Genomic DNA, 17,950 nt, shown 5'->3' on the forward strand with positions numbered 1-17,950 from the left:
GGAGCAAAAAAGCCGCCCTAACCTATTGATTTTTATAAATATCCTAGCGGATTCGCAAAGCAAAGTCAGGAGAGATGTTCGCAGCATCCCTTACCAATTCGCCCCGCTCTACCTTTTTTCAGCTACGGCCAATCCCCCAACCGCCGCCAATTTCATAGCCAACGATCATGACGTCAAACCCGATGCGCGCTAAAGAAATTTTCTAAAAAGCTGCCAACTCTACACCGACCTGCGCCCTTTTGTTTAATTACTCGTTTTTATTGAGGAATGACACACACCCTTTTGCTCTTAGGGAAAATCAGAAATCTCCATATGGTCTGATCTTGTAGGGGCGAGCCAGGAAGGAAAACGCTCAGACTTTCTGTTGTGGATCAAATAGCTCGCATTCAATTTCAACCATATAAGGGGGTTCCATGTTCAAACACATGAAAATCGGCACGAAGCTTGCGCTGGGTTTCGGGGCGCTGGTCGTTCTCACCATTCTCGTCTCGGGCATATCGTTAAGCAGTATTCGCGCCCTGACTAGTTCGATCAAAGCCGTTCTCGCTGTACAGGATCAAAAGTTGACACCCTTGTATGCTGCGCGGGAAGCCCTGGATCAGACTGGCATCGCCGCTCGTAATGCCTATGTTTTCCACAGTGACGCCGACGCGCAAAAAGAGCTGGCGATCGTGGACGAGCAAAAGCAGTTATATCTGAAGGCCATCAAAGATCTCGAGCCCCTGTTCGCCGGTAACAAGGAATTTGAAAAAGTGCGATCCGGGATGTTGCAGATGGCGGAAGAACTCAAGCGTCCTCGGCTCTATCGCGAAAGCGGGAAATCCGAGGAGTATCGTGATTTCCTGGTCAATGACTGCAGCCCTTTGCGACGCCAGATCGTCGCGGATATTGGGACTGTCCTTGCTCAGGTGGAAGCGGAAAATAACAGAGCCCAAGCTGCGACGGACAACATGGCCCAACTGGCTGCTCTTACCGTTGCAGTGCTGACGCTCGTTGTGGTCGTCATTTCAATCCTCATCGCCGCCCTTCTTACACGCGGCTTGCTGAAACAACTCGGCGGAGAACCGACGTACGCGGCGCAAATCGCGCAGCAGATCGCCGACGGTGATCTGACCGCAAACGTCCAGACCAAAACTGGGGACAATTCCACCCTCCTGTTTGCCATCAAGAACATGCGTGACAGTCTGGTGTCGATTGTTGCCCAGGTTCGGCAAGGCACTTTCACTATCGAACAGGCCTCCTCTGAAATCGCTTCAGGCAATCTTGATCTCTCGTCGAGAACCGAACAACAGGCCAGCTCGCTGGAAGAAACTGCTTCCGCCATGGAAGAGCTGATGACCACCGTCAAACAAAACGCTGACAACGCGAAACAGGCAAGTCAGCTTGCCGTTTCTGCTTCAGAGGTCGCCAGTCAAGGAGGCGAAGTGGTGGCCCAGGTGGTGACGACGATGGATGGCATCAATGCGTCTTCGCGAAAGATCGTGGACATCATCAGTGTCATCGACGGTATCGCCTTCCAGACAAATATCCTTGCACTCAATGCGGCGGTGGAAGCCGCCCGCGCAGGGGAGCAAGGGCGGGGCTTTGCAGTTGTCGCATCGGAGGTCCGCAGCCTGGCGCAGCGTAGCGCGACCGCGGCGAAGGAAATTACCGAATTGATCAATGATTCAGTCAGCCAGATCGTGCGTGGCAGCAGCCTGGTGGAGCAAGCTGGGCAGACCATGGAGAACGTAGTCAGCAGCGTCAAGCGGGTGACGGACGTGGTTGCCGAAATATCGCTGGCCAGCCAGGAACAGAGCCACGGGATTACCCAAGTCAATACCGCGATCACTCACATGGATGAGGCCACGCAACAAAATTCGGCACTCGTGGAGGAAGCCGCCGCAGCAGCCAATTCCATGAAGGAGCAGGCTGGTGCATTGTCGGGGCTGGTCGCGACCTTCCGGCTGGATGCCCAGCAAGCACGCCAATCAGGCTACTCCGAAGCGCCCGCTCATGCCCATCACGTGGCGGGAAATCTGCCCCTACTTAACTAGGATTCTGCGCCCTTGAATTGAATAAACGAACGCCCGCACCAAGCGGGCGTTCTGCCAAGGAAGCGAGGCAATTATCTCAGCGCGCCCCTGTAGGGACATCCCTAGCCGCTCGGCTATCAGGTTCTTCCCGATATAGCTCATCGGTTCTACCGTGTATAAAGAGCGAGATAAACAAGGAGGGGGCATGCTGGAGGCAGTGTGGGAAAAGATAGTTGATCGTTATGTGCAGGAAATTCGCGCATTAGGAAATAAGGCGGAACAGGGAGAACTGGTAGGTGATCTGGTACGAAAGAAAGTGAGGAAGTGTCTGATTGAGATGCATGCATCCGGTGCGGAGCCGGAAGATATCCGCGCAATCTTTGGCAGCCTGGAAATTCAAGCCCGCGCACCCTGCCCGGTGTCGGAGCCGAGATTTTTTCAGCTGCTGACCGCTGCAAGAGCGCATGCCGAATTTCTGCTCTTCATCGAAGAAAACCGCAAATCATGTGCTCGCTCGAATGGAAAGGGCGAAGACCTCGGCCCTTTTCATTAGGCGGTTTCGGTGTTTTCGACAGGCACAGCAATTCCTAACTTGGGGCCTGAAAATTCTCGCCGCACTGTCAACTTCGTATATAGGCGCCCAATCCTGCCACCAAGGCCGCAAATGTCACAGCGCAGCGTGGACTTGCTCGCAAATCCTCATGCATGGCTACCCAGGTTTCCATCTTGAGTGCAAATTGCCTGGGCAGAAGACGCACCAGTGCATCGTCCCTCGCCGCTAGCGCCACCTGGCAGATGCCGATGCCGAAGCCGGCGCGAATGGCGGCCAGTTGCGCCAGGTCGCTGTCGGTGCGCAAGGCCAGGACGGCGCGCGACAGCCAGGGCAATTGCTTCAGTACGTTGCGCACATAGGCGCTTTCCTGGTCGAAGCCGATGAGCGTATGATCGGCCAGCGCGTCAACCGATCTCGGTGCGCCGTGGGTCGCGAGGTAGGACTGGTGGGCATGCAGCCCCAATTCGATGCTGCCCACTCGCTTGGCGACCAGCGCATCCTGCAGGGGCCGGAACATGCGCACGGCGATATCCGCCTCTCGCTGCAGCAAGTCATCGACCTTGTTTGACAGGGCCAGTTCGACGCGCAGCTCCGGATGTCGATGCCTGAGCGCCGCCAGGATAGGCGGCAGCACTTCCACGCTGATGACTTCGCTGGCGGTCAGCCTGACCGTACCGCGTACTTCTTTGCCGTGGCTACTGGCGGCTCGGCGCAACGCGGCAGAGTTGGCGGCAATCCCGGCCGCATAGGGCTTGAGTTCCAGGGCGGCATCGGTGGGCGAAAAACCGTCGAAGGAGCGCACGAAGAGTTTCAGTCCCAGCGTCGATTCCAGGTTTTCGATATGGCGGCCCACGGTCGGCTGCGTCAGGCCCATCTCGCGTCCGGCCGCAGACAGCGATCCGGTCTCCAGGACTTTGAGGAAGGTACGGTACCACTCCCAATTAGGTTCGATGTCGGCCATGGTATTAATTAATGTATAGGTGCTAGGCTAATTTATGCAATTTTCATTGATACGTCAATTTCGCATAATGGGGTCTCTTCCAATCACACCCTAGCCAAGGAGAACCCCATGTCCAAGATTGCCCTGTTCGGTGCTGCTGGCGCCATCGGTCGGAGCATCGCCTCCGCCATCAGCGCCCAAGGCCAGCATTACCGCGTTGTAGGCCGCAGCGAGGCGAGCTTGCGCAAGACCTTCGGATCAGATCCGCGCGCCGAGATCGTCAGCTGGGATCCCGATTCGCCCGCTTCGGTGGAAGCCGCCGCGCACGGCATCGACACGATGATCTACCTGGTCGGCGTCCACTACACGCGGTTCGAGCTGCATCCCGAGCTGATGCGCAAGACCCTGGCCGGCGCCATCAGCGCCGGTGTCAGGCAGATTCTCCTGATCGGCACGGTGTACCCCTACGGTTTGCCGCAAACCACACCGGTGCGTGAAGATCACCCACGCGCGCCGCATACCTTCAAGGGACGCATGCGCAAGGCACAGGAAGATCTGCTGATGCAAGCGCACACCGAAGGGCGCATCCGCGCGGCCGTGCTGCGCCTGCCGGACTTCTACGGACCCGGCGTCGAAGCCAGCCTGTTGCATGGTGCGCTCAAGGCGGCTGCGCAAGGCGGCACGGCGGACATGATCGGGCCAGTGGATCGTCCACACGAGTTCGTGTTCGTGCCTGATGTCGGACCGGTCGTGGCGAAGCTGGTGGACACACCTGCGGCATTCGGCAAGATCTGGCACATGGCCGGCGCCGGCGTGACGACGCAAAAAGCGCTGGTTGCCGAAATGGAGCGCCAGACCGGGCGCAAGTTGAAAACCCGTGTGGCGGGAAAAACCATGCTGCGGCTCATCGGCATGTTCAATCCGTTGATGCGCGAACTGGTGGAGATGCATTATCTGCAGACGCAGCCGGTGATCATGGATGATTCGGCGCTTCAGCAGTTGATCGGACCGATAGAAAAGACTTCCTACGCTGATGGCATCCGGAAGGCGCTCATGGGCTAGAGCAAGTTGGCCATCGGAGTCGCGCGGCGGCCAAGGACGACGATGTCGGGATGACAAGACAACTGTTCCGGTGAAATGCGGGAGAAATTCAGGTTTGTTCCCTCCTTTAAACAGTGAGACTTTTCTCATACTGCCGGTAGCAGATGCCCCCCTGAATGCGTGTACGCACGCATTACCTCTCAAGGAACCGATGCGATGATCATTTCCGGCACCCAGGCTTCAACGCAAGCGCCCGCCAAGCTGAGCTCCCCTTTGCCTCAGACCGCAGCAGATCCAGACACCAGCCAGGTAGAAGATTCGGCCAAGGTTACGATTTCCTCCAGGGCCTTGCAGAAAGCCAGCGACGCTGAGGGAAAGACTGATGAGCTTGCAAGTCCGTATCGTTTGACGGGCCCTGCCACCCTGGTAAGTTCCTTGAACCCCGTCGTTTATCAAATGCCGGATGCCTTGATCAAGGAAATGGAGGTCCGCGGCAAAGAGGAGGCGGCACGCAATCAGATCAGCTCGCAGTACGCACGCGATCACCAATACCAGACCGTCGGGCAGGTACTGGTCAACGGCAAGCTATTTGCCGAAGTCAATGATGCTGGCGGTTATGCCTCCGTAAAGAATTCCATTCCCGGGCTGAGTGACGCAACCCTGAATCCCCAGGAGCGCCTGGAAGAGATCGCCCAAGCCTTGAAGGGCCAAGGAAAGGTGGAAATCAGGTATGCCAATTTTGAGCCCGGCCTCGGTGGCTCGGGCGGCCCTGGAGCACCGGAATCCATGCTCCCGTCCTTCACGGCGCGAAACATTCATGACATCTTCGCGGAGGCCATTGAAGCGGCCGGGCGTTTGCGTTCGGCGTCATTGCCGACGTCGGAGTCCAAGGCTTCGTAGAAGCGGCTGTAATGCCTGACTAAAAGCCCGCTCAAAAAGGCAGCTCCAAGGTATCAATGCGGAGATATGCACAGCAGCAATCGCCCACCCCAGCTCTCGCGCAATCGCGGCTTGGTCGCCCCCTGGGAGTCCGGCAAAGATGATCAACATTGGAGACCTGAAATTAGCCGGTCACAGTTGCGCTCTTGGCCGATGGGAAAAACCGATTCTGTCTCACATCAGAGTGCATCCCACTGCGCATTTCATTCAAGCTCAACATTCAAAAGTGCTTGCGAAATGAAAATATCCTTTGCCTGCCGATACTCTTTCATCGGCTTACCGTCCCACTGAATCTTGAGTTGGTTATATGCAGCCTTGAGTTCAGCATCCCGCCTCAGCATACAAACAAATGCATCAAAGACATCGTACTTGCTCTCGATAACGATGAGTTGCAAAGCAACGTCAAGGCTCGATGAGACTTTGTACCCTTGTATGCAGTGATCAGCTATTTGGTCGACATTTCGCAAAAAACAGGAATCAAGAGATTTCTTGGATTGTTCGAAATGGTCAACATGCACTTTGATGGAAAAATCCATATCCTGCTTGCCAATCACTCCAGAGACAGCCGTACTCCCGACTTCATTGATGAGCGCATAGGGAAGCAGTGCCCTGAGCAATCGGACCACACGCACGCGCTCCAGTCGCATGATGCGTTGGTTGGGCGCATTGATTCTGAAGGTGTCGATATCATTCACCACGTCATCTGCACTCCATCAATGAAGCTTCCAGCTTAGAACTCAATAAAGATGAGAGCCGCATTCCGCCACACATCGTCAAGGATTAAAGCATCGCTTCCGGTCGAATGCAGACTTTAGATCAATTTCTATTATTGCCGCTGAGAGGCGTTAATGAATCAATTATTTGTTATTTCGGGATGTTCGGGCGGAGGTAAATCAACATTGCTGGCCGAGCTGGGCGCGCGTGGATTTATAGTAGTCGAGGAACCAGGTCGCAGGGTGGTTACCACAGAGATGAAGAACGGTGGCGTGGCGCTGCCATGGATTGACATGTCCGCTTTCCTGCATAGGGTCATTCGCCTGGCGCTCGATGATTTGAACACGGCGCAATCATCGTCAGGGCTGGTATTTTTCGACAGAGGGCTCGTCGACGCTCTAAGCGCCTTATCGATTTTGGGCGAGAAAAAGCCAGAGGCGATCTGGGTGAGTAAAGCTCGTGCTTATCAGCGATGCGTTTTCATGATCCCACCTTGGCCTGAAATTTACGTGCAGGACAGCGAACGGCGGCATGACTTCAAGCAGGCCTTGTCAGAGTACGAACGGCTCACGGAGGCATATCCGGCCTATGGCTACGATCTTCGGACTGTTCCCAAACTGGCGGTCACACAACGAGCGGATTTCATCCTTGGTCAACTGGATGGATTGAACAAGTAAATTGGTCGGTAAAGATCGCTACTGCACTTGTACCCAGCTCTTCATCGTACCCCCACTCCATCCAGAAACAGATCAGTCAGATGCGCAATACGCGATTTCGTCGTACTGCCCTGTTCGATGCTGAGTGAAATCGCGGTCACCATGCAGACGAGGTCATCCACCGACACGTCCTTGCGAATGGCGCCCGCCTTCTGGGCGCGCAGGAGCAAGCGCCGGGCTTCCTCGCCGCTGGCGCGGCACCCCGGTGTGCCGCTCTTGAGCACCGTCCCCAAGGCCGCAGCCAGTCCGCGATAGTGACAGGCATGCGCCACAAGATCCTTGATGAAGGCGCGCACGGAAGCATCAGGGTCGATCTTGTCGTCGCGCCTCCGGCTGGCCTCGGTCAAGGCCATGAGGCGCTCGTCGTTGGTCGCGGCAAGCAATGCCTCCCTTGTCGGAAAGCGACGATACAGCGTGCCGATCCCCACTTTTGCGCGCTTGGCAATGTCGTCCAGAGAAGCGTCAGCCCCGCGTTCCAGGAACACCTCTTCGGCCGCAGCCAGGATGCGCTCGCGATTGCGGGCGGCATCGGCTCTCAGGGTCGGCTCTTCCGTCAGGGGGAGTTTGTTCGTCATTTTCAAAGATGCTTGCAAAAGTGGATGATATCTCCACATAATAAGTGGAGCAATTCTCCACTTTCAAAAGGAATGAACATGGCAAAGCGATTCGAAGACAAGGTGGTCGTGGTCACCGGTGGCAGCGAGGGGATCGGGCTGGCGACCGCCAAGCTATTTGCGGCCGAGGGCGCCCGGGTCTATGTGAGCGGGCGCAGGGCCGACAAGCTCGAGCTGGCGGTCCGGGAGATCAACAATGGCGCCGTCGGCGTGCCTGGCGACGCGGCCAAGCTGGACGATCTGGATCGTCTTTATGCTCGCGTCCAGGCCGACCACGGAAGACTCGATGTGCTGTTCGCCAATGCCGGCACCGCCTCGACCGAGGCCAAGCCGTTGGGGATGATCGGTGAAGAAGACTTCGATGGGCTCTTCAACCTGAATGTGCGCGGACTGTTGTTCAGCGTGCAGAAGGCGCTGCCTTTGATGTCGCATGGGGGCGCAATCGTCCTCAACGGTTCCGTCGCCGGCGTCAAAGGATTTCCGGGCCAGTCGCTGTACAACGCCAGCAAGGCAGCGGTGCGCTCGTTCGCGCGCAGCTGGACGGCGGATCTCAAGGAGCGGGGAATCCGTGTGAACGTGGTGGCGCCCGGTGGAACCGAGACGCGCCTGATGCGCGATTACCTTGAAGCACGTCCGGGGATGGAAGACGTATTGAAGCAAGTTGTTCCCCTGGGGCGTCTGGGCGAGCCGGATGAGATCGGGCGCGCGGTGCTGTTCCTGGCGTCGGCCGAGAGCAGCTACATCGCGGGTGTCGAGTTGTTCGTGGATGGAGGCTCTGTCGCTGTCTAGGCCAAGAGAGCCTACTGCAAGTGTTCAGCGCTCTTGCGCGCTAATCGGTGAATCCGCCTTCAATGAACGAAGGCGGTTCCTTCATGCCAGCTCAACGGCGTGCAATCGCTTTCCCAGGGTTGAGGACCGCGCCGGAAATGATGCTGAAGATCCGATCTGCGCGCGAGGCATGGGAAGGCTGCTCGCGCAGCCAGGCCAGCGCTGCGATGAGGTCGAACAGTTCTGCTCCGTCCAGGTCGGCGCGCGCCTTGCCATCGGCCTGCGCGCGAGACAGCAGCGCGGCGCCTGCGGCGCGCAAGCTGACGCATGAGGCGTGCAACGCGGACTCATGATCTTCGATGGCGCTCACCATGGGCGCAATCACGCCGCGATGCTCGTGCGTGAAGGCAATGATTTCCTGCAACCACTCCATCAGCGCGGCAGCGGAATCGTCCGCGGCCTGCAGCTCATCGGCCCGCTTGGCCAAGGCCTCGAAACTCGAGCGCAGCAGTGCCTCCAGCAGGGCTTCACGGGTCGGGAAATGACGATACAGCGTGCCCAGGCCGACCTCGGCGCGGCGGGCGATATCCCGCAAGGAAGCATCGCTTCCCTGTTCCATGAAGACCGTCCTGGCAACATTCAACAGGTGGTCGTAGTTCTTTTTTGCATCTGCGCGCATAGGGGCCCCTTGACAAACGGAACACCGCTCCGTATATTCGGAGCACTGTTCCGATCACGATACCCCATTTTGTCAAAAGGAGAAAGCCATGTCGCCAGCAACCATGAAGGCCATCCAACAGCATGCGTTCGGCGGACCCGAGGTCCTGCGCTATGAAGACGCCCCCGTTCCCGAACTGCAACCTGGGGAGGTGCTGGTGCGCGTGCACGCGGTTGGCCTCAATCCGCCTGACTGGTATTTGCGCGAAGGCTACAAGATGTTGCCGCCAGAATGGCAGCCGACGGTCGCCTTCCCCTTGATCCTTGGCACCGATATTTCCGGGGTAGTCGAGGCTGTGGCCGACGACGTCAAGGACTTTGCTGTCGGCGACGAGGTGTATTCGATGGTGCGCTTCCCTAGCGGCCTGGCTGGTGGCAGCCGGGCGTATGCGCAATACGTCAGCGTTGCGGCAAGCGAGATCGCGCTCAAGCCCCAGCGCATCAGCCACGCTCAGGCCGCTGCGGCACCGATGTCCTTGCTGACCACATGGCAGTTCATGATCGAGCTGGGGCACGATATACAGAATCCGCTCCAGGCACACCGGCATGAACCCGTACCGCTGAAGGACAAGACCGTCGTCGTCAACGGTGCGGCGGGTGGCGTGGGCCATTTCGCGCTGCAATTGGCGAAATGGAAAGGGGCGCGCGTCATCGCCATTGGCTCGGGCGGGCATCAGGCGTTCCTGCGCGACCTGGGTGCTGATGAGTTCATCGATTACACCAAGAGTGCCGCTGAAGACGTGCTGCGCGATGTCGATCTTGTCATCGACGCAGTCGGCGGACCGGCCTCGGGGCGCTTCTTGCCCACGCTCAAACGAGGTGGTTCACTGTTTCCGATATTCCCGCTGGGCTTTTCGGGCGCAGAAGAAGCGGCGAGACTGGGTGTCCATGTCTCGACGACACAGGTCCGCTCAAGCGGCGCGCAACTTCAGCAACTTGCCGGCCTGCTCGACAGCGGGGTAGTCCGCGTCGCCATCGACAGTACGTTTGCCCTGCAGGATGCTGGCAAGGCGCATGAGCGCGCGGCACAAGGGCATATCCGTGGAAAGATCGTCCTGTCCGTCATCGATCAAGGGTGATCTCCATGGCCTCGCTCAAGGACGCTATCGAAGATCTCTTCAATAATTCGCTGCTCACTGCCGAGGAGGCCGTGGATCGGCACTTCGCGCCGACCTTTAGTCAACGCGTCAATGGAAGCTGGATCGATCGCGCCAGCTTCCTGGCTGCCATCGTTTCACTGCGGGCATCGGTGGATCGCGTCGAGGTCACGGTGCTCGATGAATTGTCGGAGGGCAGCCGTTATGCCGAGCGCCATCTCATCGATCTGTCAAAGCGCGACGGCAAACAGCTGCGCCAGGAGGTGTATGTGTTTGCGCGGCGCGCTGAGGATGGCCGATTCGATCAGATCGAGGAAACTACGCTGGCGCTCAGCGCTTGACGTTGTCTCATCGAGTCCCCTCCCCTAGGCTGATCGGACTCGTCCACACCCGGTCAGTGCGTGTCAATCAACTTGATCAACCCAACGCCGCCTGGGTCTCTTCAACCAGCACCCGCACCAGTTCAGCCGCCGGAATGGCTTCGGCACGCCGACGGCTCATCCCTGCGGCCTGCCCGGCCCAGAGCGACATGAACTCGGGGCGGTTGGCCTGGCCAGCGGCTTTGCGGATTTCAGTGGTCAGTGCGTGCTGGACCGGATAGGCAGGAACCTCCTGCTCGTATCGCGCCATGCGCAGCATGAAGTCGTTGAGGATGCCGCGCGCCGGGCGGCCGGTAAATGTCCGGGTGGTGCGCGTGGAGGTATCGGTGGACAGGCGGATTTTTTCCTGCCATGCCGCGTGGATGGGCGACTCCGCCGTCATCAGGAAAGCCGTTCCCAGTTGCGCGGCCTGAGCGCCCAACGTCAATGCGGCTGCGATGCCGCGGCCATCCATGATGCCGCCTGCGGCGATGACAGGAAGCGCGACCGCATCGACAATCTGCGGCACGAGCGCCAGCGTGCCGATCATGCTGGCGTCGGGATGACCGATGAAGGTCCCCCGGTGGCCGCCGGCCTCGGCCCCCTGTGCGCAAATGGCATCGGCGCCGTTGGCCTGCCAGGCAAGCGCCTCGGCCACGTTGGTGGCGGTTCCGATGACCAGGCTGCCTGCGGCGTGCAGGCGCTCGATCGACGCTGCGTCGAGCAGGCCGAAGGTGAAACTCGCCACCGGTGCCTTCAGCGCAATGAGTGCGTCAAGCTGCTCACGGAATTCTTCGCAATATCGCTCAGGCGCAGCTGCCGGCGGCAGGTCCAGCTCTGCCCGTATAGGCTGCAGCCGGTCCAGCGCATCGCGGATTTCACCGGGCGTCGGCGCGGGTGTTTGCAGGACGAAAAGATTGACGCAGAAAGGCTTGGTGGTCAGGGAACGAATGGCGTTGACCTTCTCACGCATCGTCTGGACATCGAAATTGGCTGCTGCAAGCGCGCCGATGCCGCCTGCATTGGAAACCGCCGCGACCATCTCGGGCGTGGAACCGCCATTCATGGGGCCCTGGACGATAGGGAAATTGATTCCGAGCGTGCGGGTCAGCGGGGTGGACAGTGAACGTGGCATCAGCGGTATCTCTCGATGGGGAAGAAAAACGGATGACTTGATTCTTCAAGTAATCGGGGCATTCGGCCAATGCCATTTTTCTTCTTGCAGTGCGTGGGTGGATGGCCTATGCCGGCCTGCGGCATCAGCCATTATCACCTTATCCCCTGAACATCCCCCAGGCATATTCCAGTTGCAGAGCCACTAGGTCCGCAGTACTACGTCCATACCGCCGGGAGATCGCCTCGAGCGAGCGCTCCAGGTGCGCCGCAGGGGAAATGTCATCCGCCAGCGTGAGGGTCAGGCCGCTGGCCTTGCTGTTCCTGTCCGCGTCTGTCTCCAACGGCTGGGCGTACAACATCAGGCCATCTTTGCTCATCACTTCGGAATGTTGTGCGATGAGCACAGCCTGGGAGCGATAGGTCCGCGACCAGGGATCGGCGGTCAAGGCCAAGGCGATCCCATCGACGCCTGGCTCGACCAGGATCCGGACCTCTTCATGCAGATAGAAGGCGGCGCGATTGGCGATCACGCGCCAGAGGTGGCGTGCGCCCAGACGAAAGCCTGCGCTCTCATGCTGGGCGCCGTAGCCGCCCAGCCCCAACTGTGCGGCCAAGCGCCTTGCGGCAGCCGCTCCGGCAATGGCTTCGACGATGGCCAGCGAGGCTGGGATCGAGGCGGTCACGCCAGTGGTGGTCATGACGCTGCGGTCTACCACGTACCGGCGATCGCGTATCCAGCGCATGGTCGGATAGGCGCTGCGCAGGTCGTCGATGGCATACCAATGCGTGGTGGCGTCGCGTCCGTCCAGAAGCCCGGCCTTTCCGAGGACCTTGGCTCCTTCGCAAATACCCGCAATGAAGGCAGCACCGGCGAATTGCTTCTTGATCCATGCGATGATCCGCGCATCGCCGTCACCATGGAAGGCAGGAACGATCACGTAGTCGGCCCCCTCCGGGTGCATCGCGTCGAACGCATCGAGCGTCTGTTGCGACCTCATCGACAGGGCGGGCATGAGCGTAATGCTGCCCGCCAGCGGAGAGACGACGACGACGTCAGCCACGCCCGAGCGCTGCAGGATCGCATGGGGAATCATCAGGTCGGTGGTCTCGGTACCGATATTGTCGGCCACGATGGCGACCAGCGGGCGCTTGCGTTTGGCCGGACGTGGTGGCGCTACGTCCGCGTTTGCGCTCACTGCATGGCTACCGGCAGAGACCACTACAATGGCAGCCGTTGCCAATTTCGCCGTCATCCTGGCCAGGAATTCTCGTCTGTGCATCGTACCGTTCCGGTAAGACTGTAAGGGATGAGGATCTTAGGACGGTTACGGATACATCGCCATGACAGAGATATCGGATTTCCTGCCACATCGGCCAAGCCATGTGGCAGCCCGTACGGTTGTTTTCATCGCCTTCGATGGCGCCGAGCCGCTGGACCTGATGGGGCCGATCGGTGTGTTCTCGCGCGCAGAAGAGATCGCACCCGGCAGCTACGACTTGCGCGTGGCCTCGGTCGACGGCGCCCTGCTCAGGACCCGGTCGCCGCTGAGCCTGGCCGGCATCGTTCCCTTGGCGTCCATCGAGGGACGTCTGGACACGGTCCTGGTGGCCGGTGGCCATGAGCAAGCCATCCGCCAGGCCGCCACAGAAGTCGCCCTGGTGGAGTGGCTGAACCGCCGCGGCCGGCAGGCGCGGCGCATCGGCAGCATCTGTACCGGCGCTTTCGTGCTGGGTGCGGCGGGCTTGCTGGATGGACGGCATGTCACCACGCACTGGGCCGCCGTGGACCTGTTGCAGCAATACTTCCCCAAGGCCAAGGTCGATCCCGATGCGATCTACCGGATCGATGGCCCGATCTGCACCTCGGCCGGCGTCACCACCGGCATCGACCTGGCGCTGGCCCTGGTGCGGGATGACCTGGGCCAGGAAATCGCCAGCGCCATCGCGCGCGACCTTGTCCTGTTCCTGCACCGCCCGGGGCGGCAGCAGCAGATCAGCGCTACGCTGGTGGCGCAGCAATCGGCGGGCGACCTGTTTTCGGCGCTGCTGGTGTGGATGCTCGATCATCCGCAGGAGGACATGAGCGTGAATGCACTGGCCGAACGTGCAGCGATGAGCCCCCGCAATTTCGCCCGCCGATTCCTGCGCGAAGTCGGCAAGCCGCCGGGACAATATGTGCTTGAACTGCGCATCGACCATGCCTGCCGCCATCTTGAAAAAACCAGCTGGAGCATCGAGCGTATCGCCGAGCGCAGCGGCTTGAAGAATGCCGACACCCTGCATCGGGTCTTTCGCCAGCATCTGGGCATGACGCCGGCGCAATACAGGGCGCGTCTGGCCGAAGAATAATCAAGACTTTTTCGTAAAGAAGCACGCCAGCTTGCGCGCTTCTATCGACCTCAGACTCAGCCTCGCACATTCACTCCATGATCAACGAGCGATGCACGCTCACCCCGGCCATCACGCCCGACGCCGACGCCATGGTGCCATTGCTGAACACCAGCGCCGCATCACCGGCGGCGAACACATTGGCCACCGAGGTCTGGCGCATGTCATCGGTGCGGATGTAGGGTCCGATCGGCCCCTGCTCGAAGGCGCAGCCCAGCTGCATGGCCAGCGGACTGGACATGTGGACGCGCGGCCCCACGAAGACCGCACCGATGGCCAGGGTGCGACCATCGGCCAGTTCCACCGCATCGATCTCGGGCGCGCTGCCGAGGATCCTGACCACGGGTGTGCGCTCGATGACGACGCCGCGTTTGAGCATCTGTTTCAGCTCCGCCTCGTCCGGTTCGAACTGGCCCTGGGTGAAATAGGTGGTCGGCCCCCAGTCCGGCAGCAGGATGCCCTGGTGGGCCGAGTGCGGTGAGGTGGCGATCACGCCCAGCTTGCGATCGCGGACTTCGTAACCGTGGCAATAGGGACAGTGGATCACGGTCTGCCCCCAGCGCTCCTGCAGGCCAGGAATGGCCGGCAGCTCATCACGCACGCCAGTGGCGAGGATCAGGCGGCGCGCGCGGAAATGGCGACCATCTTCCAGCGTCACGCTGGCGCCGTCGGTATCGGCGCTCGCCTGTTCGGCGTAGGCCACGACCAGTTCGAAGCTGGGATAGGCCATCAATTGCTCCACCGCGATGGCCATGATGTCATGCGGCGGCCTGCCGTCCTGGCCGAGAAAACCGTGGGAAGCCTCCGAGAAACGATTTCGCGGCTGGCCGGCATCGATCATCAGGACCGTGCGGCGGGCGCGTACCAGTTGCATGGCGGCCGATGCGCCGGCAAAGCTGGCGCCGACGACAATGACATCGTATTGCATGGAGTCTCCTTTCAAGAGTGCAGGCGTGAGCCGCCCCTCACGCGCTGGCGGGGCAGGCGTGGAGGCGGGAAAACGAAACGGGAAACCTAAGTGGTGGCCGCCAGTGCGGCCATTGCGACCGCTGCCGTCAATGCGGCGGCGGTTGCCACGTATGGAAATGCGGACCGACATCCTCGGCCAGCGCCGCCAGGCTGATGCCGGCCAGGCGCTGGTCGAGGATGCGGTTGGCTTCTTCCATCACATCGTCGAGGGCGCGGTTGACGGCGATCTCGACCAGGCAACCGGGTGATTCCTCGCGCGCACCCAGCGTCACCAGGCGCTCGCCCAGCGCCTGCTGGACCTGGAGCAGGCTGATCTCTTCCATCGGCCGCGCCAGCGACCAGCCGCCGCCGTGTCCCTTGGTGGACGTGACGATGCCCGCCTCGCGCAGCCCGGCAAAGGTGCGGCGGATGACGACAGGATTGGTGTTGACCCAGCCGGCGATCTCTTCCGAGGTCATCGGTGCGTCGGTGCGTTGGCCCATGTGCAAGAGGATGTGCAGGGCAATGGAGAGGCGGTCGCTGCGTTTCATGTAACGAATATTATTACGTAATAAGCGCCGCGTCAAATCGACAGTCGAATCACTGCGTAACCAGAACCCATTTCATCAATCGGCAATCGGCAATCGGCGTGAAATGCGTTCTGTCCAGGAATAACGACGCAGATCAGGCCAAGCCGGCCGATACATAACAGGGTAAAGGGTGAAACAGCGCAAAGAAAATTGCACGAGGTCTAGACAATGAACGGCAACAGCGAAAAGCCATCACCTTGCTTCGATCACCAGTTCAAAGCAGATGAGTACCGGGTTTTTGCCACGGGCCAGAACACCGCTATAGACCTTTCCTGTCGGGTCAATTAATGCGATATCGAGAAGGCAGCGAAGACCATCAGGACCGGAACTGACCTCGCCAGCGCGGACGAGAATCTCTGTTTCCAGGTTCGAGACTACGCGACCGTCCTCAAAGTCGCAGCCGACCAGACTACCGACACTACCTCGTACTACGGCATTTTCAATTTCATGTTCCCGGCAGACATCTTCAATGGCGAGAGTCAAATCCTGGCCAGGCCGTATGCGTGCAATGACAATTTTCTTTTGCACGTGTGAATGCGCAGGCTCCTGCAGTTGAGTTGGGAAGAACAAGGTGAAGTTTGTTTCGGGGTCATAGTTTGCCGACATCGTGACATTCCCCAACCCCCATGCCTGAGCTTCGCATCGCTTGCCGACGACAGTCTGATCCGCGAGCACATGCCCACCTTGGCGTCTACCGGCCCCATCACGCCAGACGGCGTGGCAGTGTATAAACGGCTCTCCGTTCTTTTGGCCATAAGTGGCGACGCCATATTCGATGACCGTTCCATGTTCAATCGAATGAGTATCGCTATAAAGGGCAGCCGTTGTATCGTCAATCGGTGGGGCCGGCATGACAAACTGATGCCGACTGACCTCCAGGTTCTCGAACCTAACGGTGCCACCCCTGATACCAGCTTTTGAAAGCTGGAAGCTGATGGCATCTCGCAAGCAGATTCCAGGCTCCAGTGTCACGACTGAATGAAGTGGATCGCCGCTCAAGCTGACGATGCGTTGGGGATCAGGCTGACCAGGTTGACGTACAGTGCGTGCAAATTCATTCATCGAGAAGTCTCCTAATTTGATTGATTGAATGACGCGAGACAGGCATTTCTTGTGTCCGCTCGTTTAATCTTTTTCTTTCACAAATTTATAGAAATCTCTTCAGAATTTGTCGCTTATTGCCGCATCAAATATTGCTGCACCAAGCATATTCGGCTGCCTGAACTCAATCTTCGGAATTAAATTCCTGATCCAGGAAACTGGCCTGAGATTGACGAACCATTTCATTCCACAGTGGAGGTGGATACGATTTCGATTGTGGATCGATAGCCTCATTCTCCGGGTGCAATCCTGATTTCAATTACCGAGGATTGCGACGCGCCATGACAGCTTCGAAGAAGATGACCGAGATAAAAATTGAGCCCGCATGGGCGGGCTCAAGAGAGTGTGACTGAGGCCTATCAGCCTCCTAATCTGCTGCGATAACTACTTGGGGAAAGTTGCCGCAGGCGATAGAACTGCCGTGCAAAATGGGACTGGTCAAGGAATCCGCAGCGGCGTCCTATCTCGGCAATCGTCAAGTGCCGGAATCTCTGGTCCGCGAGCATGCGGACGGCTTCTTCAATGCGCTTTTCCATCAAGAAGCCTGCAAATGTCTTTCCCTGCGCAGCAAAAATGCGATGAAGCGTGCGAAGAGAGATGGCACATTCGCGCGCAACCTCCGAAGCAACTAACCCAGGAATGGTAAGCCGCGATCGTATGACTTCCACGCAAGAAGAAAACATTGCATCTTTCTCCCGTAAGGAGGGAAATCCAATCCCTGCAGCAAGGGCGAGAAGCGCTCCCAGTTGGTCCTCAATAAGTTCATCGGGGAACTGGAACGAAACGAGATTGCTAGGCCTCAGGGCTTCCTTGGCACCGCGTAGCGCCAGCCCCCATCCATTGTCACACTGGATTGGCTGGCCAATGATCTTATCGGGTTCAGGTATCCAGCGGATAACCCACTCAACTGGAAGTTCGACAGATAGAGACTCGAAGCCTTTATCGAAATCAAAAAGATAGGGACGGCTCGAATCAAGCAGGACGGTCTGTCCCTTCTGGATGAGATGCTCCTGGCCAGCATGAACACACCACCACGGAAAGCCGGGTTGGGAAACCAGGTAATAAACGTGCTTTTCACTGCGCGAAATTGCCACGCGGTCACGACTGATTTTCTGGCGCGAGCCTTGGGCATGATGGGGGACGATATTACTCAACGGACAGAGTTCAATCTGACCGTAATAATCGGTATTTGCAGATGGCGCCAAATCCATCTCAACCACCGCTTCATGAAGTGCGTCACGCCAGTAGCGTACTCGTTGACTGGGGTCAACGTCATTGGTCGACCGCTGCTGTAGCTCTCTCATGGCGTCTCCTGAAAGTCGCTGCCTTTCACA

At 58.8% G+C, this 17,950-nt stretch carries 19 protein-coding genes; 9 read left to right on the forward strand and 10 right to left on the reverse strand.

The window, feature by feature from the left end; all coding sequences use genetic code 11:
• Positions 1–413: 413 nt before the first annotated feature.
• A complete protein-coding gene (locus tag BGK68_RS25245; protein ID WP_075259329.1) occupies positions 414–2,036 on the forward strand; it encodes a methyl-accepting chemotaxis protein in 1,623 nt (540 codons plus the stop codon).
• A 184-nt stretch (positions 2,037–2,220) separates the two neighbouring features.
• A complete protein-coding gene (locus tag BGK68_RS25250) occupies positions 2,221–2,568 on the forward strand; it encodes a hypothetical protein (RefSeq protein WP_075259330.1) in 348 nt (115 codons plus the stop codon).
• 67 nt (positions 2,569–2,635) lie between these two features.
• Here BGK68_RS25250 and BGK68_RS25255 read toward each other — a convergent pair whose 3' ends face one another.
• Positions 2,636–3,529, reverse strand: coding sequence for a LysR family transcriptional regulator (locus tag BGK68_RS25255; protein WP_075259331.1), 894 nt, complete (start codon positions 3,527–3,529; stop codon positions 2,636–2,638).
• Positions 3,530–3,637: 108 nt separating this feature from the next.
• Here BGK68_RS25255 and BGK68_RS25260 point away from each other — a divergent pair, with 108 nt between their 5' ends.
• Together BGK68_RS25260 and BGK68_RS25265 are read left to right on the forward strand one after the other, a co-directional pair.
• Positions 3,638–4,570 carry an NAD-dependent epimerase/dehydratase family protein gene (locus BGK68_RS25260; RefSeq protein ID WP_075259332.1) on the forward strand — a complete coding sequence of 311 codons (933 nt, stop codon included), beginning with the start codon at positions 3,638–3,640 and terminating at the stop codon, positions 4,568–4,570.
• A 195-nt stretch (positions 4,571–4,765) separates the two neighbouring features.
• Positions 4,766–5,449 (forward strand): hypothetical protein, encoded by a 684-nt coding sequence (locus tag BGK68_RS25265; protein ID WP_075259333.1) that lies wholly within the window; start codon positions 4,766–4,768, stop codon positions 5,447–5,449.
• A gap of 242 nt (positions 5,450–5,691) precedes the next feature.
• Here the strand turns inward: BGK68_RS25265 and BGK68_RS25270 are convergent, their stop codons facing one another.
• Complete coding sequence (locus BGK68_RS25270) at positions 5,692–6,183, reverse strand: GrpB family protein (protein ID WP_143433170.1); 492 nt, start codon at positions 6,181–6,183, stop codon at positions 5,692–5,694.
• Positions 6,184–6,336: 153 nt separating this feature from the next.
• Between BGK68_RS25270 and BGK68_RS25275 the strand changes: the two genes are divergently transcribed.
• Positions 6,337–6,879, forward strand: coding sequence for an AAA family ATPase (locus BGK68_RS25275; protein ID WP_075259335.1), 543 nt, complete (start codon positions 6,337–6,339; stop codon positions 6,877–6,879).
• A 41-nt stretch (positions 6,880–6,920) separates the two neighbouring features.
• Here the strand turns inward: BGK68_RS25275 and BGK68_RS25280 are convergent, their stop codons facing one another.
• On the reverse strand, positions 6,921–7,493 hold the full coding sequence (locus BGK68_RS25280; protein WP_075259336.1) for a TetR/AcrR family transcriptional regulator: 573 nt from the start codon (positions 7,491–7,493) through the stop codon (positions 6,921–6,923).
• 78 nt (positions 7,494–7,571) lie between these two features.
• On the opposite strand from BGK68_RS25280, the gene BGK68_RS25285 reads away from it, so the two are divergent.
• Positions 7,572–8,321 carry an SDR family NAD(P)-dependent oxidoreductase gene (locus BGK68_RS25285; protein WP_075260006.1) on the forward strand — a complete coding sequence of 250 codons (750 nt, stop codon included), beginning with the start codon at positions 7,572–7,574 and terminating at the stop codon, positions 8,319–8,321.
• A 91-nt stretch (positions 8,322–8,412) separates the two neighbouring features.
• On the opposite strand, the gene BGK68_RS25290 is transcribed toward BGK68_RS25285, so the two are convergent.
• Positions 8,413–8,979, reverse strand: coding sequence for a TetR/AcrR family transcriptional regulator (locus tag BGK68_RS25290; protein WP_075259337.1), 567 nt, complete (start codon positions 8,977–8,979; stop codon positions 8,413–8,415).
• Positions 8,980–9,067: 88 nt separating this feature from the next.
• On the opposite strand from BGK68_RS25290, the gene BGK68_RS25295 reads away from it, so the two are divergent.
• Complete coding sequence (locus BGK68_RS25295) at positions 9,068–10,096, forward strand: NADP-dependent oxidoreductase (protein WP_075259338.1); 1,029 nt, start codon at positions 9,068–9,070, stop codon at positions 10,094–10,096.
• 5 nt (positions 10,097–10,101) lie between these two features.
• A complete protein-coding gene (locus BGK68_RS25300) occupies positions 10,102–10,455 on the forward strand; it encodes a hypothetical protein (RefSeq protein WP_083657960.1) in 354 nt (117 codons plus the stop codon).
• Positions 10,456–10,531: 76 nt separating this feature from the next.
• On the opposite strand, the gene BGK68_RS25305 is transcribed toward BGK68_RS25300, so the two are convergent.
• Both BGK68_RS25305 and BGK68_RS25310 read right to left on the reverse strand, forming a co-directional pair.
• A complete protein-coding gene (locus BGK68_RS25305) occupies positions 10,532–11,608 on the reverse strand; it encodes an NAD(P)H-dependent flavin oxidoreductase (protein ID WP_075259340.1) in 1,077 nt (358 codons plus the stop codon).
• Positions 11,609–11,747: 139 nt separating this feature from the next.
• Positions 11,748–12,785, reverse strand: coding sequence for a DJ-1/PfpI family protein (locus BGK68_RS25310; RefSeq protein ID WP_233149415.1), 1,038 nt, complete (start codon positions 12,783–12,785; stop codon positions 11,748–11,750).
• Positions 12,786–12,930: 145 nt separating this feature from the next.
• On the opposite strand from BGK68_RS25310, the gene BGK68_RS25315 reads away from it, so the two are divergent.
• On the forward strand, positions 12,931–13,938 hold the full coding sequence (locus BGK68_RS25315) for a GlxA family transcriptional regulator (RefSeq protein WP_075259342.1): 1,008 nt from the start codon (positions 12,931–12,933) through the stop codon (positions 13,936–13,938).
• 70 nt (positions 13,939–14,008) lie between these two features.
• On the opposite strand, the gene BGK68_RS25320 is transcribed toward BGK68_RS25315, so the two are convergent.
• From BGK68_RS25320 to BGK68_RS25335, 4 genes are all read right to left on the reverse strand, one after another.
• Complete coding sequence (locus BGK68_RS25320) at positions 14,009–14,905, reverse strand: NAD(P)/FAD-dependent oxidoreductase (protein WP_075259343.1); 897 nt, start codon at positions 14,903–14,905, stop codon at positions 14,009–14,011.
• A gap of 127 nt (positions 14,906–15,032) precedes the next feature.
• Positions 15,033–15,476, reverse strand: a complete 444-nt coding sequence (locus tag BGK68_RS25325) for an Rrf2 family transcriptional regulator (protein WP_075259344.1) — start codon at positions 15,474–15,476, stop codon at positions 15,033–15,035.
• A 231-nt stretch (positions 15,477–15,707) separates the two neighbouring features.
• Positions 15,708–16,577 (reverse strand): PCC domain-containing protein, encoded by an 870-nt coding sequence (locus BGK68_RS25330; protein WP_075259345.1) that lies wholly within the window; start codon positions 16,575–16,577, stop codon positions 15,708–15,710.
• Positions 16,578–16,975: 398 nt separating this feature from the next.
• Positions 16,976–17,920 carry a helix-turn-helix transcriptional regulator gene (locus tag BGK68_RS25335; protein ID WP_075259346.1) on the reverse strand — a complete coding sequence of 315 codons (945 nt, stop codon included), beginning with the start codon at positions 17,918–17,920 and terminating at the stop codon, positions 16,976–16,978.
• Positions 17,921–17,950 lie beyond the last annotated feature (30 nt).

It is taken from the genome of Herbaspirillum camelliae, assembly GCF_001929405.1.
In the GTDB taxonomy this organism is placed as follows: domain Bacteria; phylum Pseudomonadota; class Gammaproteobacteria; order Burkholderiales; family Burkholderiaceae_D; genus Herbaspirillum; species Herbaspirillum seropedicae.

What these genes read in the sequence shown, in the direction of transcription:
- BGK68_RS25245 (WP_075259329.1), top strand. Translation starts at nt 414, where the DNA reads ATGTTCAAACACATGAAAATCGGCACGAAGCTTGCGCTGGGTTTCGGG.
- BGK68_RS25250 (WP_075259330.1), top strand. Translation starts at nt 2,221, where the DNA reads ATGCTGGAGGCAGTGTGGGAAAAGATAGTTGATCGTTATGTGCAGGAA.
- BGK68_RS25255 (WP_075259331.1), bottom strand. Translation starts at nt 3,529, where the DNA reads ATGGCCGACATCGAACCTAATTGGGAGTGGTACCGTACCTTCCTCAAA.
- BGK68_RS25260 (WP_075259332.1), top strand. Translation starts at nt 3,638, where the DNA reads ATGTCCAAGATTGCCCTGTTCGGTGCTGCTGGCGCCATCGGTCGGAGC.
- BGK68_RS25265 (WP_075259333.1), top strand. Translation starts at nt 4,766, where the DNA reads ATGATCATTTCCGGCACCCAGGCTTCAACGCAAGCGCCCGCCAAGCTG.
- BGK68_RS25275 (WP_075259335.1), top strand. Translation starts at nt 6,337, where the DNA reads ATGAATCAATTATTTGTTATTTCGGGATGTTCGGGCGGAGGTAAATCA.
- BGK68_RS25280 (WP_075259336.1), bottom strand. Translation starts at nt 7,493, where the DNA reads ATGACGAACAAACTCCCCCTGACGGAAGAGCCGACCCTGAGAGCCGAT.
- BGK68_RS25285 (WP_075260006.1), top strand. Translation starts at nt 7,572, where the DNA reads ATGGCAAAGCGATTCGAAGACAAGGTGGTCGTGGTCACCGGTGGCAGC.
- BGK68_RS25290 (WP_075259337.1), bottom strand. Translation starts at nt 8,979, where the DNA reads ATGCGCGCAGATGCAAAAAAGAACTACGACCACCTGTTGAATGTTGCC.
- BGK68_RS25295 (WP_075259338.1), top strand. Translation starts at nt 9,068, where the DNA reads ATGTCGCCAGCAACCATGAAGGCCATCCAACAGCATGCGTTCGGCGGA.
- BGK68_RS25300 (WP_083657960.1), top strand. Translation starts at nt 10,102, where the DNA reads ATGGCCTCGCTCAAGGACGCTATCGAAGATCTCTTCAATAATTCGCTG.
- BGK68_RS25305 (WP_075259340.1), bottom strand. Translation starts at nt 11,608, where the DNA reads ATGCCACGTTCACTGTCCACCCCGCTGACCCGCACGCTCGGAATCAAT.
- BGK68_RS25315 (WP_075259342.1), top strand. Translation starts at nt 12,931, where the DNA reads ATGACAGAGATATCGGATTTCCTGCCACATCGGCCAAGCCATGTGGCA.
- BGK68_RS25320 (WP_075259343.1), bottom strand. Translation starts at nt 14,905, where the DNA reads ATGCAATACGATGTCATTGTCGTCGGCGCCAGCTTTGCCGGCGCATCG.
- BGK68_RS25325 (WP_075259344.1), bottom strand. Translation starts at nt 15,476, where the DNA reads ATGAAACGCAGCGACCGCCTCTCCATTGCCCTGCACATCCTCTTGCAC.
- BGK68_RS25330 (WP_075259345.1), bottom strand. Translation starts at nt 16,577, where the DNA reads ATGAATGAATTTGCACGCACTGTACGTCAACCTGGTCAGCCTGATCCC.
- BGK68_RS25335 (WP_075259346.1), bottom strand. Translation starts at nt 17,920, where the DNA reads ATGAGAGAGCTACAGCAGCGGTCGACCAATGACGTTGACCCCAGTCAA.